We start from the raw sequence: 26,984 nt of genomic DNA on the forward strand, positions 1-26,984 counted from the left end.
CGATGACCGACGAGCAGGCTGCGGAGGCCGTCGACGGGGCGGGCCCCGACGGCGCCACCGAGGCCGCACCCGAGGCCGTCACCGATGTCCGCACGGACGCCCCCGCGCACCCCGCCCCACCGAGCGCGCCACCGGCGGCCCCGCCCGCCGCGGTCACCGTGCCCACCCCCGGGCCCGCCGGGAGCGCGCCGTCGTTCCCCTCCGTCGCCTCGGCGGCGGCCGACCCCGGCCGCTGGGGCCGGGTCGACGCCGACGGCACCGTGTGGGTCAGGACCGCCGACGGCGAGCGCGCGGTCGGGTCGTGGCAGGCCGGCGACGCCGTCGAGGGCCTCGCGCACTTCGCGGTGCGCTTCGACGACCTGCGCACCGAGGTCGACCTGCTCGTCCGCCGCCTCACGGGCGGCCGGGGCGAGGCCCGCGCGATCCTGCGCAGCGCCACCACCCTGCGCGAGCGCCTCGTCGACGCCGCCGTCGTCGGCGACGTCGTGGGGCTCGGCCACCGGCTCGACGCGGTGGTCGCCGCCGCCGAGGGCGCCGACGAGACCGAGCGGGCCGCCCGCGCGGGGGCCCGCGACGACGCGGTCGCCCGCAAGGAGGCGCTCATCGCCGAGGCCGAGACCCTCGCCGAGGAGACCACCCGCTGGAAGCACGCCGGCGACCGCTTCCAGGCGATGATCGAGGAGTGGAAGTCGGTCAAGGGGATCGACCGCAAGACCGACGACGCGCTGTGGAAGCGCTTCTCCCGCGCCCGCGAGACCTTCGCCCGCCGCCGCGGCGCGCACTTCGCCGAGCTCGACCGCGCCCGCACCGCCGCGAAGGCGCGCAAGGAGGAGCTCGTCGTCGAGGCCGAGTCGCTCACCGAGTCCACCGACTGGGGGCCGACGGCCGGGCGCTACAAGGAGCTCATGGCCGAGTGGAAGGCGGCCGGGCGCACGAGCAAGGACGCCGACGACGCCCTGTGGGCGCGGTTCCGGGGCGCCCAGGACACCTTCTTCTCGCGCCGGTCGGAGGCCTTCTCCGCCCGCGACGCCGAGTTCACCGACAACGCCCGCGCCAAGGAGGCGCTGCTCGCCGAGGCCGGGCGCATCGACCTCTCCGACGTCGACGCCGCCCGTGCCGCGCTGCGTGACGTGCAGGAGCGCTGGGACGCGATCGGCAAGGTGCCCCGCGAGCGGGTCCGGGAGTTCTCGGCGCGGCTCAAGGAGGTCGAGGACCGCGTCCGCGCGGCGGTCGACCGCCGCTGGCAGGCCGCCGACCCCGAGACCGAGGCGCGCGTCGGCCAGTTCCGCGCGCGCGTCGAGCAGTTCGAGGCCCAGGCGGCCAAGGCGCACGCCGCGGGCGACCGCCGCCGCGCCCAGGAGGCGGAGCGCCAGGCCGCGCAGTGGCGGGAGTGGCTCGCGGCCGCGGAGGACGCGACCCGCTAGCGCCGGCCACCGCGGCGACCGTCACGGGTCAGGCGAACCAGAGATCGAGCTCCTCACCGTGCGGGCGGAGGTCGGCGAACCGGCCGCCGTGGAAGGCCAGCGGTGTCGCGTCGGTGCGGCACAGGGAGTCGACACGGCCGAAGACGACGACGTGGTCGCCGGCCGTGGTGCTGCGGTCGACGGCGCACTCCGCGTGGACGAGGGCGCCAGGCACGACGGGCAGGTCGTGCGGTCCGCTCCGGCTGACGTCGAGGCCGGCGAAGTGCTCCTCGCCGCGGCGGGCGAAGCGCAGGGCGATGTGCTCCTGCCTCGCCGCGAGGACGTTGACCACGAACCGGCCCGCGGACAGGACGGCGTCGGTGGTGCGGGCACCGGTGGTCAGGCAGACGAGCAGGAGCGGCGGGTCGAGCGACACCGAGGTCAGGGAGTTGACGGTCATGCCGTGCGGGACGCCGTCGTGGCGGGTGGTCACGACGGCGACCCCGGTGGCGAAGCCGCCCATGGCCGCGCGCATGGCGCGGGTGTCGACGGGTGCGCCCCGGTTCGTGGGCGCCCCCGCCACCGAGCCGCACCCGGTCACGGCGAGCCCGTGCGGTAGCGCACCTCGAAGGTGGTGCAGCCCTCGTCGCTGCGCCAGGGACCGTGCCGCATCCCCGGCGGCCGGCACGCGTACATGCCCGCGGTGAAGGTCTCGCCGAGCTCGAGGTCGGTGAGCGACCCGGAGACGATGTAGACCTCCTCCCAGAAGTCGTGGACCTGCACCCCGTTGGGCGTGGTGTCGGTGCCGGGCTCGAAGTGCAGGATGCGCGTCGCGGTGCCGGCGGCGTCGTCGGCGGCGAGGACGCGTTCGGTCAGCGCGGGCACCACCCCGGCGCACGGGGTGTAGGGGATCTTCTCGACGTCGAAGAACTCGTACTCGGGCTTGGGCACGGGTGGACCTCCTCGCAGGGGCCGGCCGGACGTCAGGACTCGTCGTAGGAGGCCACGAACTCGTCGACGGCCCGGACGGCGGGTTCGAATCCGTAGTTGCGGTACGCGTAGCCCTTCACCACGAACGGGGCGCCCGCGTAGAACATCTCGTACTGGTGGTGGCGACCGCCGAACTCGCTGCCCACGGCGTCCCAGACGAGCTTGAACAGCTTGATCCGCTCGGCGGCCTCGACCCCGGGCGACTGGACGTAGCGGTCGATGTCGGCGCGTATCGCGGGGACGCGCAGGTCCTCCACGCCGGACGGGACCTGGAGCACCCCGCCGCCCGCGAGGTCGCGCAGGATCCCGAGGACCCGCGGATAGACCTCGGACTGCAGGCCCATGGCGCCGTAGAGGGCACGCGAGCCGGGCCGGAACACCCCGGCAGCGTCCGCGGCGGCGGTGTACTCCGCGGCCAGGACGCCGGACTCGACCGTGGCCGCGAGGCTCGCCAGCTCGCCGAGCTTCTCCACGACGCCCGGGAACCTGTCCACTCCGTTGACGGCGGCCATCTTGCGACCGAGACCCGCCAGGAACTCCATCTTCACCGCGAGCCGGATCTGGGCCTGCCAGTTCCCGAGCTGGTGGGCGCCGGTGTCGAAGAACTGGCGGCGCAGGCCCGCGACGTCGCGGTCGACGAAGACCCGGTCCCAGGGGACGAGGACGTCGTCGAGGACGAGCAGCGCGTCGGTCTCGTCGTAGCGGGTCGAGAGCGGGTAGTCGAAGGCGCTCGTGGCGGCAGGCGCGTACGGGCGGCGGCAGTACAGCTTCAGCCCGGGGGTGGCCACGGGCACGACGACGCTGATCGCGAAGTCCCGGTCGTCCTCGGTCAGCGGCTTGATGCAGGAGATCATCAGCTCGTCGGCCACCGCGGCGCCCGTGGCGAGCATCTGGGCACCGCGCAGCACCAGCCCCTCGGCCCGCTCCTCCACGACGCCGGCCTGGATGTGCTCGCCCTCCCAGGCGTGCGCCGTCGTGGCCCGCGAGACCTGGGGCGGGATGATCGCGTAGGAGACGTAGAGCTGCTCGGCGGCGAGCTTGCGCTGGTAGGCCCGGACGTTGGCGGCGAAGTCGTGCCCGAGGGTGCCGTCGCTCGCGAACGCCTCGGGGTGGGCGGCGAAGCCCGCGAGGAACGCCGCGACGTGGTCGGGGGTGCGCCCCATCCACCCGTGGGTGTGCCGTGCCCAGGTCCGGACCGCGCCCCGGAAGGCCGCGAGGTCCTCCCGGCTGCGCGGCGTCAGGTAGATGCGGTTGGTCTCGGTGCCGCTCTGCGGGTCGATCGCCCGCATGTCGGAGGCCGGGTCCGCGGCGAGGTCGTAGAGCTCGGCGACGGTGCGGGCGGCGGGACCGAACGCGGGGTGGACGGTGACGTCGTCGACACGGTGCCCGTCGACGTAGACGTCCCGGCCGTCGCGCAGCGCCGCGAGGTAGCTCTTGCCCCCGCGCAGGCCCGTGGCGGCACCCGTGGCGCCGGGCTCGGTGGTGGTCATCGCGGGCACTCCCCGGTCTTGTCGATCTTGACTTCGTAGGTGTGGGTCAGGTCGGTGCCGTCGGGCAGGCGCAGGGCGAGCTCCCAGCGCGTGCCGGGCACGAACGCCCCGTCGAGCAGCGGCGTCGTCCCGCCGAAGACCGCGAGGTCCGCGTCGGTGACGAGCGGGTCGTCGGCCATGGCGGCGCCCATCCGGCGCAGGACGTCGCCGGGCGGCAGCAGCGCAGCGAGGCTCGACGACTGGTAGGGGACGCCGTCGACGGCGCTGACGGCCGCGACGTGGTCGAGGTCGAACGCCGCGGGGTCGTCGGGCAGCGCCAGGACGGCCGTACCGATCGGCTTGGGGCAGGCGGCCTTCGCGGCGGCGATGTCGTCGCGCTCGAGGTCGCGGTCGGTGTGGTCGGACCCGACGGCGAGGTACCAGCGGCCCGCCGCGCGCAGCAGCACCGGCTCGACCTCGCCGGAGGTGTTGCCCCCCGCGACGCCGACGACGTCGTCGGTGGTGAGCAGCGCGGGGTCGAGGTCGTAGAACACCGGGACGGAGGCGGGCGGCGGGACGCCGATGGCGGCGAGCTCGGCGATGTGCCGGGCGACGGCATCCTGGTCACGCGCCGTGTAGCCCGCCACGACGAGACGAGCGGGCTCCACCCGCAGCTCGTCGCCGGTCCGGGCGACGCGCAGTCGCAGGGTCATCGTGTTCCTCCTCGGGACCGGGGCCTCGGGTGGCCGGGGCCGGGGCGCCGATCCGGCGAGGGTCGACACGGCGTCTCCTCGGCTCGGGTCCCCGACGGTAGGACACTGGTATCTCGTATACAAGTACGTGAGACACCACGTGTACCGTCGCCGCCATGGCGAAGGTCAACGGTCTCACCGCGGTGGAACGGCCCGACACACTCGCCCGCAGCGCCTACCTCCGCCTGCAGGAGGCCATCCGTGACGGCGTCGTCCGGCACGGGCCGCTCTACTCGGAGAACGAGCTCGCCGAGACCCTCGGGATGTCACGCACCCCGGTCCGCGAGGCCGTGATCGCCCTGACCCGCGAGGGGCTCCTCGAGGTGTCCGCGCAACGCGGCTTCAGCGTCAGGGCGCTCTCCGCGGACGAGCAGGCGGAGGTCTTCGACCTGCGCGGCCTCCTCGAGACCCACGTCGTGCGCCGCCTGGCCGAGGACACCCCGGAGGACGCGGTCGCCGACCTGCGCGCCGTGCTCGAGCGGCAGGCCCGCGTCGCGGAGACCGGCACACGCTCCGAGTTCCTCGTGCTCGACGAGGAGTTCCACCTGCTCATGCCGAGGCTCGCCGCCCTCCCCCGGACCGGCGAGACCCTCGGCCGGCTCCGCGGCGCGATGTGGCTGCTCGGGCAGGAGGCCCTCACCCGGCCCGAGCGGGACAAGGCCGTGCTGACCGAGCACCACGCGATCGTCGACGCCATCGCCGCCGGCGACCCCGGTGCGGCGGCCGCCGCCGTCGCGCACCACCTCGACACCACGCGGGCCGCCGCCGACGCGCACGGTCGCGGGATCGCGTGCGGCTACCGCCGCGAGAACGCGTAGCTCGCCCAGCGGACGGCGAGCACGATCATCGCCAGCAGCGCCAGCCACAGCCCGATGCCGGGGCCGGTGCCGGCGCTGGTGTTCTGCGACCAGATGGCCCACAGGCCCGTCACCGACGTGATGGCGCACCCGGCCGCCGTGACGAACACGGCCGGCCAGCGCCCGGTGGACAGCGTGACCGCGGTGCCGACCACCCCGAACACCACCGCGAGCGTGCCGAACAGGCGCGGGAGCCCGGTGACGCCGGGACGGCCGAGGACGACCTCCCAGCCCGAGGCGCCGAGCCCGGTCCAGGGCAGGACCGCGGCGAGCAGGAGCACGAGGACCGCGACGGCGGCGACGAGCGCGCCGGGCCCGAAGGCGACGCGACCCGAGGGCGCGGGGGCGGTGGAGGATTCGGTCATGGTTCAGACCTCCGTGAGCGTCGCCGAGCACGCCGACGCCGGCTCGGCGACCGGGGCCGGCGGGCCCAGCGTCGGCAGGCCCAGCCCGGTGGTGCGCGGCGTCGTGGGCCGCTGCCCCGCCGCGTGGGCGTCGCCGGCGCGCGTGCGGCGGTGGGTCAGGACGTCGCCGTCGGCGACGACGTGGTGCGGGGCGCCGTAGGTGGCGCGGACGGTGACGACGTCCCCGGGCCGGATCTCCTCGGTGGTCCCCGCCGGCGTGAAGTGCACGAGGCGCCCGTCGCGGGCCCGGCCGCTCATCCGCCGGGTGGCGGTGTCCTTGCGGCCCTCCCCGGTCGAGACGATCAGCTCGAGGTCGCGCCCGACCTGCTCCCGGTTGAGCTCCAGGGAGATCTCCTCCTGCAGCGCGACGAGCCGGTCGTAGCGCTCCTGCACGACGGCCTTGGGCACCTGGTCGGGCAGCGTGGCCGCGGGCGTGCCGGGCCGCGGCGAGTACTGGAACGTGAAGGCCTGCGAGAACCGGGACGCCTCGACCACCCGCAGCGTCTCGCGGAAGTCCTCCTCGGTCTCGCCCGGGAAGCCGACGATGATGTCGGTGGTCAGGGCGGCGTCGGGCAACGCCCTGCGCACGTCGTCGACGATGTCGAGGTAGCGCTTCGCGCGGTACGAGCGGCGCATCGCACGCAGCACCCGGTCGGAGCCGGACTGCAGCGGCATGTGCAGCTGGGGGCAGACGTTCGGCGTCTCGGCCATCGCGGTGATGACGTCGGCGGTGAAGTCGCGCGGGTGCGGGCTGGTGAACCGCACGCGCTCGAGGCCCTCCACGCGCCCGCAGGCGCGCAGGAGGTCGGCGAACGCGGTGCGCCCGCTGGTGCGGTCGTCGAACGAGACGCCGTACGCGTTGACGTTCTGGCCGAGCAGCGTCACCTCGAGCACGCCCTCGGCGACCAGCGCCTCGACCTCGGCGAGGATCTCGCCCGGGCGACGGTCGACCTCCTTGCCGCGCAGGGCGGGCACGATGCAGAAGGTGCACGTGTTGTTGCAGCCCACGGAGATCGAGACCCAGCCGGCGTAGGCCGAGTCGCGGCGCGCGGGCAGGTGCGACGGGAACGTCTCGAGCGCCTCGAGGATCTCGACCTGGGCCTCGCCGTTGTGCCGGGCGCGCTCGAGCAGCGCCGGCAGCGACCCCGTGTTGTGGGTGCCGAACACGACGTCGACCCACGGCGCCTTCGCCACGACGGTGTCGCGGTCCTTCTGCGCGAGGCAGCCGCCGACCGCGATCTGCATCCCGGGCCGCCGGGCCTTCTCCGGGGCGAGGTTGCCGAGCTGGCCGTAGAGCTTGTTGTCGGCGTTCTCGCGCACCGCGCAGGTGTTGAACACGACCAGGTCCGCGCCGTCGGCGTCGGTGGTGTGCTCGTAGCCGGCCTCCTCCAGCACGCCCGCGAGGCGCTCGGAGTCGTGCACGTTCATCTGGCACCCGTGGGTGCGGATGTGGAAGGTCGGGGCGGTCATCACCGCCCAGGGTAGGCGCCCGTCACCGGCCGAGCGTGCTCGCGTCGAAGTCGTCGCGCCGGCCCGTCGTCGCGCGGTTCACGCCCCACAGCGCGACGCCGAGCAGCAGGAGGACCCCGGCGAACAGGTACTCCTTCGGCGGGCGCCCGGAGAACGGGCTCGCGAGGAAGGCGCACAGCACGGCGGCGACGATCGGGACGGCCGTCGGCGCCCGGAAGTGCCGGTGGTCGACCTCGTCGCGGCGCAGCACCAGCACCGCGATGTTGACCAGTGTGAACACGGCGAGCAGCAGCAGCGAGGTCATGCTGCCCAGCTCGGAGATGTCGAGCAGCAGCACGAGCACGATCGCGAGCGCGCTGGTGACGACGATCGCGAGCCACGGCGTGCGCCGGCCCGGGTGCACCCTGGCGAAGGCGTCGGGGATGATCCGCTCCCGCGCCATCCCGTAGAGCAGCCGGCTGGCCATCATCATGTTGATCAGTGCGGTGTTCGTGACGGCGAACAGCGTGATGGCCGCGAACACCACCGCCGGGAACGACGGCGACGCGGTCTGGACGACCCGCAGCAGCGCGCCGCTCTCGGCCGCGGCCAGCTCCTCGGTGGGCACCAGCGTCGAGGCCAGCAGCGCGACGACCAGGTAGATCGTCGCCGTGATGCCCATGGCCAGCAGCATCGCCCGGGGGAAGGTCCGCGGCGGGTCGACGGTCTCCTCGGCCATGTTCACCGAGTCCTCGAAGCCGACCATGGCGAAGAAGGCGAGCGCGGTGGCCGACGAGATCGCGAGCAGCACGGCGGGCTCGGAGAAGATCGAGCTCTCGGGCGCCGAGGTGGCGAACTCCGTCAGCCGCGACGCGTCGCCCGCCCCGTTGATCACCGCCCAGGCGCCCAGCACGATGACGATGGCCAGGCCGAGCAACTCGATGGTCGTGAGCACCACGTTCACGCGCACCGACTCGCCGACGCCCCGGAAGTTGATCGCGGCCAGCATCAGCAGGAACGCCACGACGACCAGCGGCGTGACCCAGCCGGGGACCTCGCCGACGATCGCGTCCAGGTTGGTCCCGCCGAACGCCTGCGCGGCCGAGGCCGCCGAGGTGATCCCGGAGCACATCACCGTGAAGGCGACCAGGAACGTCAGGAACGGCCTGCGGAACGCCTGCTGGGTGTAGAGGGCCGCGCCCGCCGCCCGCGGGTACTTGCCGACCAGCTCGAGGTAGCTGAAGGCGGTCATGAACGCGACCACGAACGCGAGCAGGAACGGCAGCCACAGCGCCCCGCCGACCCGCTCCGACACCGTCCCGGTGAGGGCGTAGATCGTGGTCCCGAGGATGTCGCCGATGATGAAGAAGACGAGCAGTTTCGGGCCGATCGCCCGGACGAGGCTCGGCTCACCGCTCGTGGCGTCGGTCGTCGCGGCCTTCGCCGAGTCGTCGGGCACGGTGGGCATGCTGCCCGGGTCGTCCCCGATGCGCACCCCTCGCCGCCGCGTGTCCTGACAGGATGCGCGGATGAGCCCGGCCCCGCGTCGCCGCACGGTGCTGCGGGCGGGCGTGGGTGCGGCCGGGCTGGGCGCGGTCGCGCTGCTCGCGGGGTGCGCCCCGGCCGACACGACCCCGGTCGTCGTGGCCACCGGCGGCCCGCAGGGCGTCTACCGGCGCCTGGGCGACGCGCTGGCCGGCATCTGGGGCGTCGACCCGGGCGTGCCCACCGGTGTGCTGGGCAGCGAGGGCTCGGTCGACAACGTCGGCATGCTCGTCTCCGGGCGGGCGCGCGTCGCGTTCTGCGCCGCCGACGTCGCCGTCGACGGGGCCGTCGACGGGGCCCGCCCGCGCCACCCGCTGCAGGCGCTGGCCCGGGTGCACGACGACGCGATCCACGTGGTCGTGCCCGCCGAGTCGCCGATCCGCCGTCTCGCCGACCTCGCCGGGCGCCGCGTGTCGGTCGGCGCCCGGAACTCCGGCGTCCTCGTCATCGCCCCCCGCCTGCTCGCCACCGTCGGGCTGACCGCCGAGCGGGACACCGACGCGGTGATGCTCGCCCTCGACGACTCGATCGCCGCCCTGGAGCGCGGCGAGATCGACGCGTTCTTCTGGTCCGGCGGCGTGCCCACCGCGGGCGTCGACGCGCTCGCGCGGCGCCGCCCGGTCCGCCTGCTCGACCTCGGCGAGGAGACCGCACGGCTGCGCACCGGCTACCCGGTCTACGACGTCACCACGGTCCCGGCCGGCACCTACCGGCTCCCCGACCCCGTGAGCACCACCTCCGTGCGCAACGTCCTGCTCGTCACCGCGGACATGGCCCCCACGCTCGCCCAGTCCCTCGTGGGCTCGATGCTCGCCCGCCGCGACGCGCTCGCGCTCGCCGACCCCGCGGGGCGCAGCATCGACCCGCGCACCGCGATCGGCACTCAACCGGTGGCCCTGCACCCCGGCGCGCTGGCGGCCTACCGGGCGCTCAAGGGGGTCTGAGTCGCGTCGCCGGCCTCCCCCGCCGCCTCCCCCGCCGCCGCGTCCGCCCGCTCCCCCGCCGCGTCCCGGGCCGCGGCCGGCGGCAGGCGCAGGACGACCCGCAGCCCGCCGTCGTCGGGCAGCTGCAGGACGAGCTCCCCGCCGGCGCGCTCGGCCGACCGCGCGGCGATCGCGAGACCGAGCCCCGTGCCGTCGATGCCGGTGCCGTCGTGCCCGTCCTGGGCCGGCGCCCGCCAGAACCGGTCGGTCGCGCGCTCGAGCTCGGAGGGGTCGAGGCCGCGGCCGTGGTCGCGCACGGCGATCTCGACGCGGCCCTCGACGCGGGCGGTGGACAGCTCGACCTCCGTGCCCGGCGGGGCGTACTTCAGCGCGTTGTCCAGCACCGCGTCGAGCACCGCGACGACGGAGTCGACGTCGGAACGCGCCACGAGCCCGCCCGGGCCGCGGCGGCGCAGCGACAGCCCCTCGTGCTCGGCGAGCACCCGCCACGCGTCGGCGCGGTCGTCGAGCAGCGGGTCGAGCGGCATCGGCACCGGCTGGGCGGGCCGGCCCTCCGCCTTCGCGAGCGCGAGCAGCGCGTCGAGCACGCCGGCGAGCCGGTCGGTCTCCTCCAGCGCGGCGCCGTGCTCCTCGCGGAGCGCCGCCAGCTGGTCGGGGTCGACCCGGGCGTCGGGCGCGGCGAGGGCGGCGCCGACGTTCTGCATCCGCAGCCGCAGCGCGGTCAGCGGGTTGCGCAGCTGGTGGCCGGCGTCGGCGACGAACGCGCGCTGCGATTCGAGCGCGTGGGTCACCCCGGCGGCCATCTGGTCGAAGTGGCGGCTCAGGCGGCGCAGCTCCGGCGGGCCGCGCCCGTCGCCGACCGGCCGGGGCGCGCGCCCGGCCCGCACCGCCGCGGCGACCTGCGCGGTGCCCTCGTCGAGACCCTCGACCGGGGCGAGGATCCAGCGCACCAGCGGCAGCGCGAGCCCCGCCGCGGCGGCCAGGGCCACCAGGCCCGCCGCGGCGAGCGCCGCCCACGCCCGCAGCGTCTCGGCGCGCGCGGGCGCGATCGGCGAGATCGTGACCGCCGCGCCGCGCACCTCGCCGCCGACCAGCACCGGCTCGGCGAGCAGCAGCGGCGCGGTGTCCCACGGCCACACCGGGTCGGGCGGCTCGGAGCGCTGGCCGGCGAGCGCGAGCTGCACCCGGCGCGCGGCGGGCTCGGGCACCTCGGGGCGCGACGACGCGAGGACCCGGCCCTCCCGGTCGACGACGAACGCCGCGATGCCGTAGACGTCGTCGTAGCGGGCGAGCTCCGCCGCGAGCGCGCTGGTGTCCCCGTCGCCGACCGCGCGCTGCGCGAGCGCCGCGAAGCGCGAGGTGTCGCCCAGCCGGTCGGCGAACAGCCGCGACGTCGCCGTCGACGCCGACGCGCCCGCGAGCGGCAGCCCGAGCCCGAGCACCAGCATCCCGACCAGCACCGAGAAGACGACGAGCAGCCGCGCGCGCATCGCTACACCGCTCGCGCCAGCCGGTAGCCCACGCCCCGGACGGTCGCGACCATCCCGGGGCGGCCGAGCTTGGTGCGCAGGGTGGCCACGTGGACGTCGAGGGTGCGGTCGGCGCCCGGCCAGCGGCGTCCCCACACCTCGGCCACGAGGCGGTCGCGCGTGCACACGGCCCCGTCGGCGTCGGCGAGCAGGGCGAGGACGGCGAACTCCTTGCGGGCCAGCGCCACGTCCGCGCCGTCGACGGTCAGCGTGTGGCGGGCACGGTCGAGCACGACGCCCGCGCCCAGCTCGGTGACGGGGTCCGACGCCGCCGGCGGGCCGGCGGTGCCCCGGCGGCGGCGCACCGCGTGGATCCGGGCGACGAGCTCGCCGACGTCGTAGGGCTTGACCAGGTAGTCGTCGGCCCCGTGGTGCAGCCCGAGGATGCGCTCGTCGACGCTGCCGCGGGCGCTGACGACGATCACCGGGACGTCGCCGGCCTCCCGGATGCGCCGGCACACCTCGAGCCCGTCGACGTCGGGCAGACCGAGGTCGAGCAGCACCACGTCCGTGCCGGGCAGGTTCGGCAGCACCTCGGCGCCCCGGGCGACTCGCTCGACCTCCATCTCGTGGCGGGACAGGGCCGCGCGCAGGGCCGCGGCGACGCGGTCGTCGTCCTCCACGACGAGCACCCGCACGGCGGCCTCCTCTCGGCCCGTGTCCCCCGCGTTTCCCTCGCATTGCGGAGCGGTCCGGTAACCCTAAGTCTTCCTCAAGAGCGTGGACGCCCCGTTCGGGGCGCTGGCACCTTCCCGTTCACCGCCCGGCGGTGGGGTGACGAGGAGGAGCGTGAGCATGGCTGACGAGATCGCAGAACCGTCCGTGCCGTCCTCCGGCACCCCGATGGTGCGCATGACCGGCGTGAACAAGCACTTCGGCGACCTGCACGTCCTGCGCGACATCGACCTCGAGGTCGCCCACGGCGAGGTCGTCGTCGTCCTCGGCCCGTCGGGCTCGGGCAAGTCGACGCTGTGCCGGGCGATCAACCGTCTGGAGCCGATCGACGGCGGCACCGTCGAGATCGACGGCGTGGCGCTGCCCGAGGAGGGCCGCGACCTGGCGAAGCTGCGCGCCGACGTCGGCATGGTGTTCCAGCAGTTCAACCTCTTCGCCCACCTGACGATCCTCGACAACGTCACGCTCGCGCCGACCCGCGTGCGCGGCACGTCGAAGTCCGCGGCGCAGGAGCGGGCCCGCGCGCTGCTCGACCGCGTGGGCATCGGCGACCAGTCCGACAAGTACCCCGCGCAGCTCTCCGGCGGCCAGCAGCAGCGCGTGGCCATCGCCCGGGCGCTCGCGATGGAGCCGAAGGTGATGCTCTTCGACGAGCCGACCTCCGCCCTCGACCCCGAGATGGTCGGCGAGGTCATCGACGTCATGGGCGGCCTGGCGAAGGACGGCATGACGATGGTCGTGGTCACCCACGAGATGGGCTTCGCCCGCCGTGCCGCGCACCGGGTCGTGTTCATGGCCGACGGCGAGATCGTCGAGGACACCACGCCGGACAGCTTCTTCTCCCGTCCCGCCACGGAACGGGCCCGCGACTTCCTCGGGAAGATCCTCACCCACTAGTTCGGCCTATCACGGAAGGAGCCGTCCCATGAGACGCCTCGTCTCGCTCCGGTCCCTCGGCGTGCTCCTCGCGGTGCTCGCGATGGCGTTCGGCGCCGCGTGCGGCCGCGAGGGCAGCCCGGGCGGGCAGCCGGTCGCGGGCACCCCGGTCGCCCAGAACGTGCAGGTGCCCGGCTCGCCCACCTTCGCCGCCATGCAGCAGCGCGGGCGCCTCGTGCTCGGCGTCAAGAACGACCAGCCGGGCCTGGGCATCCAGGACCCGACCACCGGGCAGTACACCGGGTTCGACATCGAGATCGGGCGCATGGTCGCGGCCGGCCTCGGCTTCGCCCCCGAGCAGATCGAGTACCGGGTCATCCCGTCGGCCGCCCGCGAGGACGCGATCTCCCGCGGCGACGTCGACCTCTACGTCGGCACCTACACGATCAACGACAGCCGCAAGCAGCGCGTGGGCTTCGCCGGCCCGTACTTCGTCGCCGGCCAGGACCTGCTCGTCCGCGCCGACGACCAGTCGATCACCGGCCCGCAGACCCTGCAGGGGAAGCGGGTGTGCTCGGCGACCGGCTCGACGCCGATCCAGCGCGTCCGCGAGCAGAACCTGACCACCAACGTGGTCGAGTTCCAGAACTACTCGCAGTGCGTCGATGCCCTGCGCGGCGGCCAGGTCGACGCCGTCACCACGGACAACGCGATCCTGCAGGGCTACGCGGCCCAGACCCCCGACCAGCTGCGCGTCGTGGGCGTGACGTTCTCCGAGGAGCCCTACGGCATCGGCATGAACCGCGACGACGTCGCGCTGCGCAACAAGGTCAACGACCTGCTCCAGCAGGCCGAGAACGACGGGACCTGGACGCGGCTCTACAACGAGACGCTGGGCCGCTCCGGCACCCCGGCGCCCCAGCCCCCGCCCATCGAGCGCTACTAGGCGCTCCGCGCACGTGAGTGGTCCGGGTCGTCGCGGCGACCCGGACCACTCACGAGGGGAGACCCATGGACGTCCTGTTCGGCAACCTCTCCGAGTTCCTCACCCGCTTCGGCGGCACGATCGGGCTGTTCGTGCTCTCGGCGATCGCGTCGCTGATCCTGGGTGTGCTGCTGGCGGCGATGCGCGTCAGCCCGGTTCCGGCGATGCGGGCGGTCGGCACGGGCTACGTGATCCTGCTGCGGAACACCCCGCTGACCCTCGTGCTGTTCTTCTTCGCCCTGGGCTTCACCAAGCTCTTCTTCTACCTGCCGTTCTTCCTGCTGGCCGTCATCGGCCTCTCGCTCTACACGGCGGCGTTCGTCTGCGAGGTCGTGCGCGGCGGGATCAGCACCGTCTCCGCGGGCCAGTCCGAGGCGGCCCGCGCGCTCGGGCTCGGCTTCAGCCAGACCCTCACCCTCGTGGTGCTCCCGCAGGCGGTGCGCTCGGTGATGCCGCCGCTGACGAGCGTCCAGATCGCGCTGCTGAAGAACACGACGGTGGCCGCGGGCTTCTCGGTGTTCGAGGCCGGCGGGTTCTACCGCGCGGTCAACGAGCAGGGCGGGTCGACGCTCGTGGCCCTGCTCTGGGTGGCCCTCGGGTTCATCATCCTCGTCATCCCCCTCACGGTGCTGCAGCGCCGGCTCGAGAAGCGCTGGAGCGTGGCCCGGTGAGCGTGCGAACCAAGGAGTCGACGCCGTGAGCGCCCCGACCGCGGTCCTCTTCGACGTCCCGGGGCCCCGCGCGAAGGCCCGCAACACCGCGGCCGGCGTCGTCACGCTGCTCGTCCTCGCCGCGCTCGTCGCCGTGATCATCTGGCGGCTGGCGGCGACCGGCCAGCTCGACGCCCGCGCGTGGGAGTGGATCCTCTACGAGAACGTCCAGCTCGCCCTGCTCGACGGGCTGGTCAACACGCTGCGGGCGTTCGCGTCCGGCGCCGTGCTCGCGCTCATCCTGGGCGCGCTGCTCGCCCTCGGCCGCCTCTCGGACCAGAAGTGGCTGCGGTCGCTGTCGACCTGGGTGGTCGAGCTGTTCCGGGCCGTGCCGCTGGTCGTGCTGATGTTCCTCTTCTACTACGGCATGCCCTCGGTCGGGATCACGGTCTCGACCTACGCCGCCGTGGTGCTGGGCCTGACGCTCTACAACGGCGCCGTGCTCGCCGAGGTCTTCCGGGCCGGCGTGCTCGCGGTCCCGCGCGGGCAGTCGGAGGCCGCGTACGCGCTGGGGCTGCGCAAGTCGGGCGTCATGCGCTTCGTGCTGCTGCCGCAGGCGGTGCGCTCGATGCTCCCGGCGATCGTCAGCCAGCTCGTGGTGCTGCTCAAGGACTCGGCGCTCGGGTTCCTCATCACCTACCCCGAGCTGCTGTTCCAGGCCCAGTTCCTCGGGTCGAACGCCACCCTGGGCTCGCCGCTGATCCCGGTGGCGATGGTCGTCGCGGTCATCTACATCGCGCTGTGCCTGCTGCTCTCGGCGTTCGCGTCGTGGCTGGAGCGCCGGACGCGCCGGAACCCGGCCGTCCTCACCGTGGCCCCCACCGAGCGGCCGGACGACGCGTGAGCCCCGGCGTCGCGATCCGGGCGGCGCGCACCGGCGAGCTCGAGCTGCTCCGGCAGATCGAGGTCGCCGCGGGCGCGCCGTTCCGCGACGTCGGGATGGACGCGATCGCCGACGACACCCCGCCCTCGACGGTGGCTCTCGCGGGCGCCGCCGAGCGCGGCGGGCTGTGGGTGGCGGCCGACGGGGACGACCGCCCGGTCGCCTACCTGATGGACGACCTCGTGGACGGCGAGGCCCACCTCGACCAGGTCTCGGTGCACCCCGACCACGCCCGCCGCGGGATCGGGGCGCGGCTGGTGGAGCACCTGGTCGACCGCGCCCGGGCCGCCGGGCGCACCGCGGTCACGTTGACCACCTTCGTCGACGTGCCGTGGAACGGGCCCTACTACGCCCGCCTGGGCTTCCGCGCACTCGCCGACGACGAGCTCGGGCCCGGCCTGCGGGCGGTCCGCCGCGCCGAGGCCGCGCGGGGCCTCGATCGCTGGCCCCGCGCGGCGATGCGCCGTGATCTCACGTCGGGTGATCGGTAGCTGCGGCTTCTCGAGTGACGAGACGGCCACTTCTGCTACTCTCCGTGCGCATCACGGGGGGGAGGTGGCGCCGTGGCCGACGTGGACGAGCGGCCCCGCGCCCGATCGCGCGCGTGGTGGTCGGTGGTGACGCTGGCGCTGGTCGCCGCGACCCTCTGGCTGCTCTGGCAGGCGGGCACGGCCACGTGGGACGCCGCGGTGCTGGCGGTGCGCGGAGAGGTCGTGTCGGCCCGGGTGGTCGACGCCCAGCTGCACACCAGGCTCGGCATGGCCGACGACCTCGTCGTCGTGCCCGCCGGCAGCGACGTCGCCGCCACGGTCAGCACCCATCGCGAGGACCTCGGGGTCGGCGCGGTGGTCGACATCGTGGTCGACCCGCAGGACCCGGGCCGCGCCGACCTCGCCAGCGACGGCTGGCCGTGGCTCGCCACGGTCATGCCGCTGTTCCTCGCGTTCGTCTGCGGCGTCGCGGCGCTGCTCACCCTGGGCGCGGCGCTGGGCCTGGCTCCGCCCGAGGAGCCCGACGCCCCCGAGGACGCCCCCGGCGACGCCGACGACTCCTGAGGCGCCCCCTCCGCCCCGGACACACGACGGACCCGTGTCCTCGGGACACGGGTCCGTCGTGCTGCTGATCAGCTGCTGCCGACCGGGCCGATCCGGTCGGCGTCGAGCGCCGAGCCGTTGTCCGGACCCGGGTGCTCGAGCGACCGGGCCCCGGTGGCGCCGCGCTGCTCCAGCTCCTGCCGCTTGAAGATCTTCTTACCGAGCCAGACCAGCGGGTCGTACTTCCGGTCGACGACGCGCTCCTTCATGGGGATGAGCGCGTTGTCGGTGATCTTGATGTGCTCGGGGCAGACCTCGGTGCAGCACTTGGTGATGTTGCAGTAGCCGAGGCCGCCCTCCTCCTGCGCGTCCTCCTTGCGGTTGCGCACGTCGAGCGGGTGCATGTCCAGCTCGGCGAAGCGCATGAGGAAGCGCGGACCGGAGAACGGCTCCTTGTTCTCCTCGTGGTCGCGCACCACGTGGCACACGTTCTGGCACAGGAAGCACTCGATGCACTTGCGGAACTCCTGCGAGCGCTCGACGTCCACCTGGGACATCCGGTACTCGCCGGGCGCGACGCCCTCGGGCGGCGCGAACGCCGGGACCTCACGTGCCTTCGCGTAGTTGAAGTCCACGTCGGTGACGAGGTCGCGGATCACCGGGAACGTCCGGATCGGCGCGACCGAGATCTCCTCGTCCTCGCCGAACGTCGACATCCGCGTCATGCACATGAGGCGCGGACGCCCGTTGACCTCCGCGCTGCACGACCCGCACTTGCCGGCCTTGCAGTTCCAGCGCACCGCCATGTCGCCGGCCTGGGTGGCCTGGAGGCGGTGCATGATGTCGAGGACGACCTCGCCCTCCTCGACGTCGACGCGGTAGTCGACGAAGTCGCCGCCCTCCGCGTCGCCGCGCCACACCTTGAACTTCGCCTGGTAACCCATGCCTACGCTCCCCCTCCGGTGAGCTCGCCGCCCGGGTCGCCGCCCGCGTCCTCGGTGCCGCGTTCCGTGCGCGGCGGCGCGTCCGAGCGGTGCCCGCCCAGCTCGTCGCCGGTGTAGTACTTCTTGAGCTCGTCGGACTCGAACAGGTCGAACAGGTCCGACCGCATCGCGGGCTGGCCCTGGTGCTCGAGCTGCACCTCACCGTCGCGCAGCGAGCAGACGAGCAGCTCCCGGCGCCAGTTCTCGTCCATCGTCGGGTAGTCGTCGCGGGTGTGGCCGCCGCGGCTCTCCTGCCGCTCGAGCGCGGCCATCGCGATGCACTCGCTGACCATGAGCATGTTGCGCAGGTCGAGCGCGAGGTGCCAGCCCGGGTTGTAGGCCCGGCGGCCGTCGACCGCGACGCGCGGGATGCGGTCGCGGAGCTCGTGGAGCTTCTTGAGCGCCAGCTCCATCTCGTCGGCCTTGCGGATGATGCCGACGAGGTCGTTCATCGTCTGCTGCAGTTCCTGGTGCACCGTGTAGGCGTTCTCGCCGCCCGAGTTGTGGATCGGGCGCTCGACGTCCTCGCGGGCCGCGGTCACCGACGCGTCGGACACCGTCGGGACCTCGCCGAGACCGTCGAGGTAGGCCGCCGCCCCGGCACCGGCGCGGCAGCCGAACACCAGCAGGTCGGACAGCGAGTTGCCGCCCAGCCGGTTGGAGCCGTGCATGCCGCCCGCGACCTCGCCCGCGGCGAAGAGCCCGGGCACCGCCGAGGCCGCCGTGTCGGGGTCGACCTCGACCCCGCCCATGACGTAGTGGCAGGTCGGGCCGACCTCCATGGGGCCGGCGGTGATGTCGACGTCGGCCAGCTCCTTGAACTGGTGGTACATCGACGGCAGGCGCCGGGTGATCTCCGCGGCCGGCATGCGGCTGGAGACGTCGAGGTAGACGCCGCCGGCCGGCGAGCCGCGGCCCTCCTTCACCTCGTTGTTGATCGCGCGCGCGACCTCGTCACGGGGCAGGAGCTCCGGCGGGCGCCGGTTGTTGTCCGCGTCGGTGTACCAGCGGTCGCCCTCGTCCTCGCTCGTGGCGTACTGCTCGCGGAACACCTCGGGGATGTAGTTGAACATGAAGCGCTCGCCCTCGGAGTTCTTGAGGACGCCGCCGTCGCCACGCACGGACTCGGTGACGAGGATGCCCTTGACGCTGGGCGGCCAGACCATCCCCGTGGGGTGGAACTGGACGAACTCCATGTTGAGCAGCTTCGCCCCGGCGCGCATGGCCAGCGCGTGGCCGTCGCCGGTGTACTCCCACGAGTTGCTCGTGACCTTGAACGACTTGCCGACGCCGCCGGTCGCGAGCACCACCGCCGCCGAGTGGAAGCACACCAGCTCGCCGGTGGGCCGCCGGTAGCCGAAGGCGCCGGCGATCCGGTCGCCGTCCTTGAGCAACTCGGTGATCGTGTACTCGTGGAAGACCGCCAGGTCGGACTCGTAGTCGCCGGTGCGCGCGAAGTCCTCCTGCTGCAGCGAGACGATCTTCTGCTGCAGGGTGCGGATCAGCTCCAGGCCCGTGCGGTCGCCGACGTGGGCCAGGCGCGGGAAGTTGTGCCCGCCGAAGTTGCGCTGGCTGATCTTGCCGTCGGGCGTGCGGTCGAACAGCGCGCCGTAGGTCTCGAGCTCCCAGACCCGCTGCGGCGCCTCCTTGGCGTGCAGCTCGGCCATGCGCCAGTTGTTGAGGAACTTCCCCCCGCGCATGGTGTCGCGGAAGTGGACCTCCCAGTTGTCGCGCGGGTTCGCGTTGCCCATCGACGCCGCGATCCCGCCCTCGGCCATGACCGTGTGGGCCTTGCCGAACAGCGACTTGCAGATGATCGCGACGCGCTTGCCCCGCAGGCGGGCCTCGATCGCGGCCCGCAGGCCCGCGCCGCCCGCACCGATGACGAGGACGTCGTAGGTGTGGTGGGTGACGGGGGCCTCGCCGGTCGCCGGCGCGCCCGCCGCCTCGAATGCCGTGGTGGTTCCGGGGTCGGTCATCAGTTCACGATCCGCAGGTCGGAGATGGTCCCGCTCGCCACGAGCATGACGTAGAAGTCGGTGAGGATCAGCGTCCCGATCGTCAGCCAGGCGAAGAGCATGTGGCGGGTGTTGAGCTTGGAGATGCTCGTCCAGATCTTGTAGCGCACCGGGTGCTTGGAGAAGTGCTTGAGCCGCCCGCCGGTGACGTGGCGGCACGAGTGGCACGACAGCGTGTAGAGCCAGAGCCCGATCACGTTGATCAGCAGGATGAGCGTGCCGAGCCCCAGCCCGAACGACGTCTGCCCCGTGGCCGGGTCGGTGCTCTGGAACGCCAGCACCATGTCGTAGGTGTTGAGGATCGAGATCGCGAACGCGACGTAGAAGAAGTACCGGTGCGCGTTCTGCAGGATCAGCGGCAACCGCGTCTCGCCGGTGTACTTCGCGTGCGGCTCGGCCACCGCGCACGCCGGCGGCGACGCCCAGAACGCCCGGTAGTACGCCTTGCGGTAGTAGTAGCACGTCAGCCGGAAGCCGAGCAGGAACGGCAGCGACACCAGCGCGTAGGGCAGGAACCACGGCATCTCGCCGAACCACTGGCCCAGGTGGCTGGCCTCGGGGATGCACGAGGCGCTCACGCACGGTGAGTAGAACGGCGAGAGGTAGTGGTACTCCGCGACGTAGTACGCCGAGCCCCACAGCGACCGGATCGTCGCGTAGACCACGAAGGTCGCGAGCCCCAGCGCGTTCGCCAGGGGCGGCAGCCACCAGCGGTCGGTGCGCAGGGTGCGCTGTCGGATGTCGGGTCGTCCCGGCGCCGGCGGCCGGTACGTCCCGGAGTCGTGTGTGGTGGTCACGGCACCGGTCCTCGTCTGGTGGTCCTCGTCGGCGATGACGTCGTCCCGCGTCACCGGGCCGCCGCGATCCGGACGGCATGCCGGACTCGGCGGGGCGACGCTCTGTGGTGGGCCGCACACTACGACGCACGAAACCCCGGTGTCGCCCGGGTCACCCCGGCACCCGGGGTGACGATGGCCACGTCTGTGATCGACACCGTCCCGCAGCGATCTAGTGGTGATCAGACTCCGGGTCGGCGAGCAGATCGTCGAGGGCCTCATCGTCACCCTCCGCAACCGGGCGCTCGGCCAGCGCCTCCCGGACGACCGTGTAGGCCACCCCGGCGTCGTAGCCCTTGCGAGCGAGCATCCCGACCAGGCGCCGCGCCGCCACCGCGTGGTCGTGGCGGGCGAGCGCGGGCAGGCGCCGGTCGACCAGCGCGCGGGCCCGGGCGTGCTCGTCGTCGCGGCTGATCTCGTCGACCGCCGTGGTGGCCGTCTCGCGCTCGACGCCCTTGCGGTGCAGCTCGCCGGCCAGCGCGCGCTTGCCCAGACCCTGGTGGCGGTGCCGCGAGGACACCCACTGCTCGGCGAACGCGGCGTCGTCGACGAGCTTCGCGGCGGCCAGCCGGTCGAGCACCCGGGCCGCGACGTCGTCCTCGACCTCGCGCCGGGCGAGCGCGTCGGCGAGCTCCGCGCGGGATCGGGCGCGGGTGGTGAGCAGGTTCAGGCAGATCGTGCGCGCCACCGACTCGGGGTCGGCGGGCGCGTCGACCTCGCGGTCGGGGACGGGTGGCTCCGGCGCGCGCCCCCGCGACGACCGGCGCCGCCCGACCCCCTCGCGAGCACCCACCGGCTCAGAAGTCGACCGGGGCGGGGGCGCTCTCGTCGGCGTCGAGCTTGGGGCCGATGCCGAGCTTCTCCTTGATGCGCTTCTCGATCTCGAGCGCGACGTCGGGGTTGTCCCGCAGGAACTTGCGGGCGTTCTCCTTGCCCTGCCCCAGCTGGTCGCCCTCGTAGGTGTACCAGGCCCCCGACTTGCGGACGATCGCCTGCTCGACACCCATGTCGATCAGCGAGCCCTCCTTCGAGATGCCCTGGCCGTAGATCATGTCGAACTCGGCCTGCTTGAACGGCGGGGCCACCTTGTTCTTCACGACCTTGACCCGCGTGCGGTTGCCGACCGCGTCGGAGCCGTCCTTGAGCGTCTCGATGCGGCGGATGTCGAGCCGGACCGACGAGTAGAACTTCAGCGCCTTGCCGCCCGTGGTGGTCTCGGGCGAGCCGAACATGACGCCGACCTTCTCGCGCAGCTGGTTGATGAAGATCGCCGTGGTGCCCGAGGCGTGCAGCGCACCGGTGATCTTGCGCAGCGCCTGGCTCATCAGCCGGGCCTGCAGGCCGACGTGGCTGTCGCCCATGTCGCCCTCGATCTCGGCGCGCGGCACGAGCGCGGCCACCGAGTCGACCACGATGACGTCGAGCGCGTTCGAGCGGATCAGCATGTCCATGATCTCGAGTGCCTGCTCGCCGGTGTCGGGCTGCGAGACCAGCAGCGCGTCGGTGTCGACGCCGAGGGCCTTGGCGTACTCGGGGTCGAGCGCGTGCTCGGCGTCGATGAACGCCGCGATGCCGCCCTGGGCCTGGGCGTTGGCGACCGCGTGCAGCGTCACCGTCGTCTTGCCCGAGGACTCCGGGCCGTAGATCTCGACCACGCGCCCGCGGGGCAGACCGCCGACCCCGAGCGCCACGTCGAGGGCGATCGAGCCGGTGGGGATGACGTTGACCGGCGCCCGGCCCTCGTCGCCCAGACGCATGACCGAGCCCTTGCCGAACTGCTTGTCGATCTGGGCGAGGGCGAGCTCGAGCGCCTTGTCGCGATCCGGTGCCTGTGCCATGGGGAGTGCCACCTTGCTCGGTCGTGGGGGTGTCAGGGGTCCGACTCTCGGGCGCCGACGCTAGGCGGAGGGTCCGACATCGCGATGTCGGAGCCGGCCGCCCTGGGGACGGACGGAACGGTTGTGGACGGACGGCGGCGACGCTGACGTCGCCGGACGACCGTACGGAGCAGGGTAGACGAACAGGTGTTCGATCCGGGAGTCCGGGAGGCCTCGGGCGTGTCGAGCGGTCACCGGGACGGTCACCGGCGCTCGACCGGCACCTCGAACTCCGCACACACCGCGCGCCAGACGTCGCGCGGCTCGTCACCGTCCTCGAGGGCCTGCTCGACGGTGCGTCCCCCGAGGCCACCGAACACGTGGTCGCGGGAGATGGAGCCGGCGCGCACGGCACCGAACTCGTCGTCCATCAGCCGGCGGAAGTGGGTCAGCCGCACGCCCACCACGATAGGTCGCCGCTCCCCCGCCGCCCGGCACGGGCCGACCCGGACGAACCGGGCGTAACCTCGGACCCGTGGACCCCTCCGCCGCCGCGTCGCTCGACCCCACCGGGGGGACGCTCGGCACGATCGTGGCGCTGCTCGGCCTGGTCGCGGCGCTCGTGGTGCTCCTGCGCTGGTGGTTCCAGAACCGGCGCTGAGCGCCCTACTGCACGTCCAGGTGCCGCAGGGTCGGCCAGAAGTCGTCCCACGGCACGAGCCGCCCGGTCGCGAGCCACAGCGTCGCGTCGTTCCCGGCCGCCCCGACGGGCCGGACGTCGGCGAACCACGGCCGCAGCTCGTCCGCGCCCGCCCCCAGGTAGAGCACCGCGTCGATCTCGTCGCCCGGCGGCGGGAACCACCCGTAGCTGCGGTTGCTGCTCAGCGCCGGCGGCAGCGCGTCCCCGGGCGCGGCGACGTCGAGGTAGGCGGCGTAGATGTACGACCCGGCCATCACCCCGGTCCGCGACCGCTGCTCCGCGGGCAGCGCCTCCCAGGCCCGGACGGTCGAACCCACGACGGTGTCGGCGACCTGCGGCGCGGCCGCCGCCACCGACAGCGGCAGCATCGCGATCGCCGCGGCGGCGCTCAGCGCGGCCGCGGGCCATGCGACCCAGCGCAGCCGCCGGTGCCCCGCCTCGCGCCGGCGCTGCAGCCCGACGGCGCCGACCGCGGCGAGCAGCCCGTAGATGCCGACGAGGTAGTACGGGCGGCCGATCGTCGCCGCGAAGAACGCGTAGAGCACCACCGTCGCCAGGGCGAGGTGGCGCAGCTCGGACAGGGCCGGATCGCGGACGAGGCGCCACAGGCCGAGGAGCACGAGCACCGACCCCATCACGCCCGCGGAGACGACCATCCCGAGCACGACCCCGGTCCGTCCCCCGTAGAGGGAGGCCGCCTCCGCCGCGACCACCGGGGCCATGCGCAGCTGCGGCCAGCCGTGCAGCGCCTGCCAGACCAGCGTCGGGGCGGCGATCGCGGTCGCCACGGCGGCCCCGGCCCAGAGCTGGGGACGGCGCAGCATCGGGCGCGGGCCCAGCAGGAGGACCGAGACCAGGAGCACGGCCGCGAGCAGCAGGATCTGGAACTTGATCTGGGCCCCGACGCCGACCACGACGCCGAGGGCGACCAGCAGCCGGTCGTCCCGAACCCGCCACCAGCGCACGAGCAGCCAGCCCAGGGCCAGCCAGGTCAGCGGTTCGAGGGTGTAGGGCGTGACCCAGTGCCCGGTGAACGCGAGCCAGATCCCGGTGCCCTGCGCGATCGCGGTGAGCGTCTGGGCACGGGCGTCACCGCCGAGCTCGCGGGCGATCAGCGCGGCGAGCACCACCGTCGCCGCCGTCGCCGCGATCGCCGGCAGCCGCAGCACCAGCACGTTCCCGGGCGCGAGGAGGTCCATCAGGCCGGCGATCAGCGGGGCCCCCGGCGGCTGGTCGGCCGATCCCCAGTCGAGGTGGTCGCGCCCGATCGCGAGCATGAGGGCCTCGTCGAACCACCAGCCCGGGCGCCACGCGACGGCCAGGTGGGCGGCCGCGACGAGGGCGGCCACGATCCCCACCGGCCACCGCGCGAGGCGGTGCGCGGGGCGGGGCCCGGGCGTCGTGACGGGCGCGGCGGTCGCGGTGACGGTCATGGGAGAGATCGTCACGAGCCGCGGGCGGCGCCTACCACGGCGCGACGTCCCGGCCTGCCCGCCGAAAGGACGACCGTCGATCGACCTTCGACCGGGGCCGCCGTCGGACGGTGCCACTAGCGTGGCCGTCGTGCCGACCACCGGGCCCACCCCGCGCCTCTGGGACGCCGGAGCGGTCGCGCTGTCCCTGCTCGGGGTCTGGGTCGCGCTGTGGGTGGAGCCCTCGACGCTGCCCACGGAGGCTCCCGCGTGGTGGTGGGTCGACCTCCTGGGCGGGCTCGCCGCGGCGGGGGTCGTGCTCGGCCGCCGCCGCGCGCCGGTCGGCTGCGCGCTCGTCGTCTACGGGCTGTCGGTGGTGTGCACGTCGGCGTGGCTGGCCGGGGCCGTGGCGACGTTCTCGATCGCCGTGCGCCGGCCCTGGCCCACGGCCGCCGCTCTGGGTGTCCTCTCGCTCGCGCTGGGGCCGCTCCAGGGACTGCTCCGGGTGCAGACCCCCGAGAACGCGTCGTGGACCGCCCTCGCGTGGGCCGCGGGCTCGACGGTCGTGGTGGTCGCCACCGGGGCCGCCGTCCGGGCCCGCCACGAGCTGATGGACTCGCTGGTCGAGCGGGCCGAGCGGGCCGAGAGCGAGGCCGCCCTGCGCGCCGAGGCCGCGCGCACCGCCGAGCGCACGCGCATCGCCCGCGAGATGCACGACGTCCTGGCCCACCGGCTCTCGATGGTGTCGCTGCACGCCGGCGCCCTGGCCCACCGGCGCACGGCGTCGCCCGGGGAGATCCGCGACGCCCTCGAGGTCGTCCGCGCCGGGGCCCGCGAGGCGCTGGTCGACCTGCGCGCGATCCTCGGGGTGCTGCGCGACCCGGACGCCGACCCCACCGACCCCACCGCGCCCGGCGAGGTGGGCACGGCCTCGGTCGCCCCGCAGCCGACGCTGGCCGACCTCGACCGGCTGCTCGCCGGGGTGCGCGCCGCGGGCACCCCGGTGACGCTGCACGACGGGCTCGCGGGCACCCCGGTGCCCGACGAGTGCGGGCGCACCCTTTACCGCATCACCCAGGAGACGCTGACCAACGCCGCCCGCCACGCCCCGGGGCGGCCGGTCGAGGTGCGCCTCGCGGCGGTGGCGGGCGGCGAGGTGGAGCTCGACGTCAGCAACCCGCTGCCCGCCGGCGGCGCCACCGGGCCGCCGGGCAACGGCCTGGTGGGCATCACCGAGCGGGTCGAGCTGGCCGGCGGGCGCGTGCACCTCCGCGGGCCCGACGGCGGCCGGTTCCGCGTCACCGTGCGGGTCCCGCGCCGGGACGAGGAGCGCGTCGCCGCGGTCGTCGAGCCCCGGGAGGAGATGGCGTGACGCGGGTGCTGGTGGTCGACGACGACGCGCTCGTGCGCTCGGGCCTGCGCCTCATGCTCGGCGAGGCGCCGGACATCACGATCGTCGCCGAGGCGCGCGACGGCGACGAGGTGCCCGCGGCGGTCGCCGAGCACCGACCGGACGTGGTGCTCATGGACCTGCGGATGCCGCGGGTCGACGGGGTGCGCGCCACCGCGGAGCTGCTCGCGCGGGCCGACCCGCCCGCGGTGCTCGTGCTCACCACCTTCGACTCCGACCAGGACGTCCTCGCCGCCCTGCGCGCCGGCGCCACGGGCTATCTCGTCAAGGACACCCCGCCCGCCGACATCGAGGACGCGATCCGGCGGGTGGCGGCGGGCGGCACCAGCCTGTCGCCGTCGGTCACCCGGCGGCTGATCGCGGCGGCGACCGGGCGGGCCGCACCGGGTCGCGAGGCCGGGGAGCGCCTCGCGACGCTCTCCGAGCAGGAGCGCGCCGTCGCCGCGGCCGTCGGGCGGGGCTGGAGCAACGCGCGCATCGCCGCGGAGCTGCTGCTCTCGCTCTCGACGGTGAAGACCTACCTGTCCGGCGCGCTCACCAAGCTCGACCTCGAGAACCGCACGCAGCTCGCGCTGCTCGCCCACGACGCGGGCCTGTCCGGCGGCGACGGGCTCACCCCAGGAGCCCGCTGAGCGCCTTGCCCACCAGGTAGAGGCCCACGGCGCCGACGAGCAGCCCGAGCAGCACCCGGGAGTTGCGGTGCCCCCACGCGTGCGCCGACCGCACGATCTCCATCGTCCGGTCGGGCCGCAGCACGACCAGGACCAGCGCGGCCAGCGGCGTCGCGAAGCGCAGCACCGTGTACACCGTGACCTGCGCGATCCCGTCCACCGCGCTCGGGTGGGTCTGCAGGATCGCCACGAGCGCGGCGAGGTAGTAGAGCCCGGGCAGGTTCGTCAGCACCCCGGCGCCGATCACCATCGGCACCGTGGGCGCCCGCAGCCGGCGGTCGAGGGCCTCGGGCAGCACCGTGCTGCGCTCGCGGCGCCGTTCGCGACCGGGCCGGCGCAGCCGGATCGGGTGCCCGGCGAGGTGGAACCCCGCCCACACGACAGCGGCGACACCGAGCACGAGGTCGACCCACAGGCGCCCGGTGGTGGACCCCGACGCCCGCGTGCCCGTGTGCAGCCAGGTGACCACCACGATCCCGACGCCGAGGGTGACGACGGCGCCCGCCACGACGTAGGCGACGAGCAGTCGGCGCGCGCGTTCGGAGAGCAGCAGCGCGTAGACGATCGCGAGCGTCACCCCGCGCACGGCGCTGATCAGGCCGAGGACGAGGGCCTCGGGGCTCATCGGGTG

The 26,984-nt window shown here is 74.1% G+C and carries 29 protein-coding genes; 12 read left to right on the plus strand and 17 right to left on the minus strand.

What is annotated here, in order from left to right; translation table 11 throughout:
• Positions 1-2 precede the first annotated feature (2 nt).
• On the plus strand, positions 3-1,424 hold the full coding sequence (locus tag ACFPK1_RS23870; RefSeq protein ID WP_378023451.1) for a DUF349 domain-containing protein: 1,422 nt from the start codon (positions 3-5) through the stop codon (positions 1,422-1,424).
• 28 nt (positions 1,425-1,452) lie between these two features.
• Here ACFPK1_RS23870 and ACFPK1_RS23875 read toward each other — a convergent pair whose 3' ends face one another.
• From ACFPK1_RS23875 to ACFPK1_RS23890, 4 genes are read right to left on the minus strand one after another with little or no spacing between them, the layout of a single operon-like run.
• A complete protein-coding gene (locus tag ACFPK1_RS23875; protein WP_378023452.1) occupies positions 1,453-1,986 on the minus strand; it encodes a flavin reductase family protein in 534 nt (177 codons plus the stop codon).
• A gap of 14 nt (positions 1,987-2,000) precedes the next feature.
• Complete coding sequence (locus ACFPK1_RS23880; RefSeq protein ID WP_378023453.1) at positions 2,001-2,354, minus strand: cupin domain-containing protein; 354 nt, start codon at positions 2,352-2,354, stop codon at positions 2,001-2,003.
• 32 nt (positions 2,355-2,386) lie between these two features.
• Positions 2,387-3,883, minus strand: a complete 1,497-nt coding sequence (locus tag ACFPK1_RS23885; protein WP_378023454.1) for a 4-hydroxyphenylacetate 3-hydroxylase family protein — start codon at positions 3,881-3,883, stop codon at positions 2,387-2,389.
• On the minus strand, positions 3,880-4,575 hold the full coding sequence (locus tag ACFPK1_RS23890; RefSeq protein WP_378023455.1) for a DUF2848 family protein: 696 nt from the start codon (positions 4,573-4,575) through the stop codon (positions 3,880-3,882). The genes ACFPK1_RS23885 and ACFPK1_RS23890 overlap by 4 nt, the downstream gene beginning before the upstream one ends.
• A 155-nt stretch (positions 4,576-4,730) precedes the next feature.
• On the opposite strand from ACFPK1_RS23890, the gene ACFPK1_RS23895 reads away from it, so the two are divergent.
• A complete protein-coding gene (locus ACFPK1_RS23895) occupies positions 4,731-5,432 on the plus strand; it encodes a GntR family transcriptional regulator (protein WP_378023456.1) in 702 nt (233 codons plus the stop codon).
• Here ACFPK1_RS23895 and ACFPK1_RS23900 read toward each other — a convergent pair.
• The 3 genes from ACFPK1_RS23900 to ACFPK1_RS23910 are packed head-to-tail and all read right to left on the minus strand — an operon-like array spanning position 5,411 to position 8,783.
• Positions 5,411-5,836, minus strand: coding sequence for an Rv2732c family membrane protein (locus ACFPK1_RS23900; protein ID WP_378023457.1), 426 nt, complete (start codon positions 5,834-5,836; stop codon positions 5,411-5,413). The two genes, ACFPK1_RS23895 and ACFPK1_RS23900, sit on opposite strands and share 22 nt — an antisense overlap.
• 3 nt (positions 5,837-5,839) lie before the next feature.
• Positions 5,840-7,345, minus strand: a complete 1,506-nt coding sequence (gene miaB / locus ACFPK1_RS23905; protein WP_378023458.1) for a tRNA (N6-isopentenyl adenosine(37)-C2)-methylthiotransferase MiaB — start codon at positions 7,343-7,345, stop codon at positions 5,840-5,842.
• Positions 7,346-7,367: 22 nt separating this feature from the next.
• Positions 7,368-8,783, minus strand: coding sequence for an APC family permease (locus tag ACFPK1_RS23910; protein ID WP_378023459.1), 1,416 nt, complete (start codon positions 8,781-8,783; stop codon positions 7,368-7,370).
• 70 nt (positions 8,784-8,853) lie between these two features.
• Here ACFPK1_RS23910 and ACFPK1_RS23915 point away from each other — a divergent pair, with 70 nt between their 5' ends.
• Complete coding sequence (locus ACFPK1_RS23915; RefSeq protein WP_378023460.1) at positions 8,854-9,813, plus strand: TAXI family TRAP transporter solute-binding subunit; 960 nt, start codon at positions 8,854-8,856, stop codon at positions 9,811-9,813.
• On the opposite strand, the gene ACFPK1_RS23920 is transcribed toward ACFPK1_RS23915, so the two are convergent.
• Positions 9,789-11,303 carry a sensor histidine kinase gene (locus ACFPK1_RS23920; protein ID WP_378023461.1) on the minus strand — a complete coding sequence of 505 codons (1,515 nt, stop codon included), beginning with the start codon at positions 11,301-11,303 and terminating at the stop codon, positions 9,789-9,791. The two genes, ACFPK1_RS23915 and ACFPK1_RS23920, sit on opposite strands and share 25 nt — an antisense overlap.
• A gap of 2 nt (positions 11,304-11,305) precedes the next feature.
• The gene (locus tag ACFPK1_RS23925) at positions 11,306-11,980 is read right to left on the minus strand and encodes a response regulator transcription factor (RefSeq protein ID WP_378023462.1); all 675 of its coding nucleotides are present in this window, start codon (positions 11,978-11,980) and stop codon (positions 11,306-11,308) included.
• Positions 11,981-12,185: 205 nt separating this feature from the next.
• Between ACFPK1_RS23925 and ACFPK1_RS23930 the strand changes: the two genes are divergently transcribed.
• From ACFPK1_RS23930 to ACFPK1_RS23955, 6 genes are all read left to right on the plus strand, one after another.
• Complete coding sequence (locus ACFPK1_RS23930; protein ID WP_378023565.1) at positions 12,186-12,914, plus strand: amino acid ABC transporter ATP-binding protein; 729 nt, start codon at positions 12,186-12,188, stop codon at positions 12,912-12,914.
• A 28-nt stretch (positions 12,915-12,942) separates the two neighbouring features.
• Entirely contained in the window at positions 12,943-13,839 is an 897-nt protein-coding gene (locus tag ACFPK1_RS23935) for a glutamate ABC transporter substrate-binding protein (RefSeq protein ID WP_378023463.1), read from the plus strand.
• A 65-nt stretch (positions 13,840-13,904) separates the two neighbouring features.
• The gene (locus ACFPK1_RS23940) at positions 13,905-14,549 is read left to right on the plus strand and encodes an amino acid ABC transporter permease (RefSeq protein WP_378023464.1); all 645 of its coding nucleotides are present in this window, start codon (positions 13,905-13,907) and stop codon (positions 14,547-14,549) included.
• A 25-nt stretch (positions 14,550-14,574) separates the two neighbouring features.
• Positions 14,575-15,432, plus strand: a complete 858-nt coding sequence (locus ACFPK1_RS23945) for an amino acid ABC transporter permease (protein ID WP_378023465.1) — start codon at positions 14,575-14,577, stop codon at positions 15,430-15,432.
• Complete coding sequence (locus tag ACFPK1_RS23950; protein WP_378023466.1) at positions 15,429-15,962, plus strand: GNAT family N-acetyltransferase; 534 nt, start codon at positions 15,429-15,431, stop codon at positions 15,960-15,962. The genes ACFPK1_RS23945 and ACFPK1_RS23950 overlap by 4 nt, the downstream gene beginning before the upstream one ends.
• A 72-nt stretch (positions 15,963-16,034) precedes the next feature.
• Positions 16,035-16,526, plus strand: coding sequence for a DUF3592 domain-containing protein (locus ACFPK1_RS23955; RefSeq protein WP_378023467.1), 492 nt, complete (start codon positions 16,035-16,037; stop codon positions 16,524-16,526).
• Positions 16,527-16,594: 68 nt separating this feature from the next.
• Here ACFPK1_RS23955 and ACFPK1_RS23960 read toward each other — a convergent pair whose 3' ends face one another.
• From ACFPK1_RS23960 to ACFPK1_RS23985, 6 genes are all read right to left on the minus strand, one after another.
• Positions 16,595-17,449 carry a succinate dehydrogenase/fumarate reductase iron-sulfur subunit gene (locus ACFPK1_RS23960; RefSeq protein WP_378023468.1) on the minus strand — a complete coding sequence of 285 codons (855 nt, stop codon included), beginning with the start codon at positions 17,447-17,449 and terminating at the stop codon, positions 16,595-16,597.
• Positions 17,450-17,451: 2 nt separating this feature from the next.
• Complete coding sequence (locus ACFPK1_RS23965) at positions 17,452-19,467, minus strand: fumarate reductase/succinate dehydrogenase flavoprotein subunit (protein WP_378023469.1); 2,016 nt, start codon at positions 19,465-19,467, stop codon at positions 17,452-17,454.
• Complete coding sequence (locus tag ACFPK1_RS23970) at positions 19,467-20,303, minus strand: hypothetical protein (protein WP_378023470.1); 837 nt, start codon at positions 20,301-20,303, stop codon at positions 19,467-19,469. Before ACFPK1_RS23970 ends, ACFPK1_RS23965 begins: the two co-directional genes overlap by 1 nt.
• A 211-nt stretch (positions 20,304-20,514) precedes the next feature.
• Positions 20,515-21,135 (minus strand): regulatory protein RecX, encoded by a 621-nt coding sequence (locus tag ACFPK1_RS23975; protein ID WP_378023471.1) that lies wholly within the window; start codon positions 21,133-21,135, stop codon positions 20,515-20,517.
• Positions 21,136-21,139: 4 nt separating this feature from the next.
• Complete coding sequence (recA, locus tag ACFPK1_RS23980; RefSeq protein ID WP_378023472.1) at positions 21,140-22,180, minus strand: recombinase RecA; 1,041 nt, start codon at positions 22,178-22,180, stop codon at positions 21,140-21,142.
• Positions 22,181-22,422: 242 nt separating this feature from the next.
• The gene (locus tag ACFPK1_RS23985) at positions 22,423-22,617 is read right to left on the minus strand and encodes a DUF3046 domain-containing protein (protein WP_378023473.1); all 195 of its coding nucleotides are present in this window, start codon (positions 22,615-22,617) and stop codon (positions 22,423-22,425) included.
• 77 nt (positions 22,618-22,694) lie between these two features.
• Between ACFPK1_RS23985 and ACFPK1_RS23990 the strand changes: the two genes are divergently transcribed.
• Entirely contained in the window at positions 22,695-22,820 is a 126-nt protein-coding gene (locus ACFPK1_RS23990; protein ID WP_378023474.1) for a hypothetical protein, read from the plus strand.
• A 5-nt stretch (positions 22,821-22,825) separates the two neighbouring features.
• Here ACFPK1_RS23990 and ACFPK1_RS23995 read toward each other — a convergent pair whose 3' ends face one another.
• Positions 22,826-24,292: a glycosyltransferase family 39 protein gene (locus ACFPK1_RS23995; protein WP_378023475.1), complete on the minus strand. Its 1,467-nt coding sequence runs from the start codon at positions 24,290-24,292 to the stop codon at positions 22,826-22,828.
• Between the two features lie 130 nt (positions 24,293-24,422).
• Here ACFPK1_RS23995 and ACFPK1_RS24000 point away from each other — a divergent pair, with 130 nt between their 5' ends.
• Positions 24,423-25,643, plus strand: coding sequence for a sensor histidine kinase (locus tag ACFPK1_RS24000; RefSeq protein ID WP_378023476.1), 1,221 nt, complete (start codon positions 24,423-24,425; stop codon positions 25,641-25,643).
• Positions 25,640-26,314 carry a response regulator transcription factor gene (locus ACFPK1_RS24005; protein ID WP_378023477.1) on the plus strand — a complete coding sequence of 225 codons (675 nt, stop codon included), beginning with the start codon at positions 25,640-25,642 and terminating at the stop codon, positions 26,312-26,314. The genes ACFPK1_RS24000 and ACFPK1_RS24005 overlap by 4 nt, the downstream gene beginning before the upstream one ends.
• Here ACFPK1_RS24005 and ACFPK1_RS24010 read toward each other — a convergent pair.
• Complete coding sequence (locus ACFPK1_RS24010; protein WP_378023478.1) at positions 26,295-26,978, minus strand: GAP family protein; 684 nt, start codon at positions 26,976-26,978, stop codon at positions 26,295-26,297. The genes ACFPK1_RS24005 and ACFPK1_RS24010 overlap by 20 nt on opposite strands.
• Between the last annotated feature and the right edge of the window lie 6 nt (positions 26,979-26,984).

Source organism: Actinomycetospora rhizophila (assembly GCF_042657905.1).
In the GTDB taxonomy this organism is placed as follows: domain Bacteria; phylum Actinomycetota; class Actinomycetes; order Mycobacteriales; family Pseudonocardiaceae; genus Actinomycetospora; species Actinomycetospora rhizophila.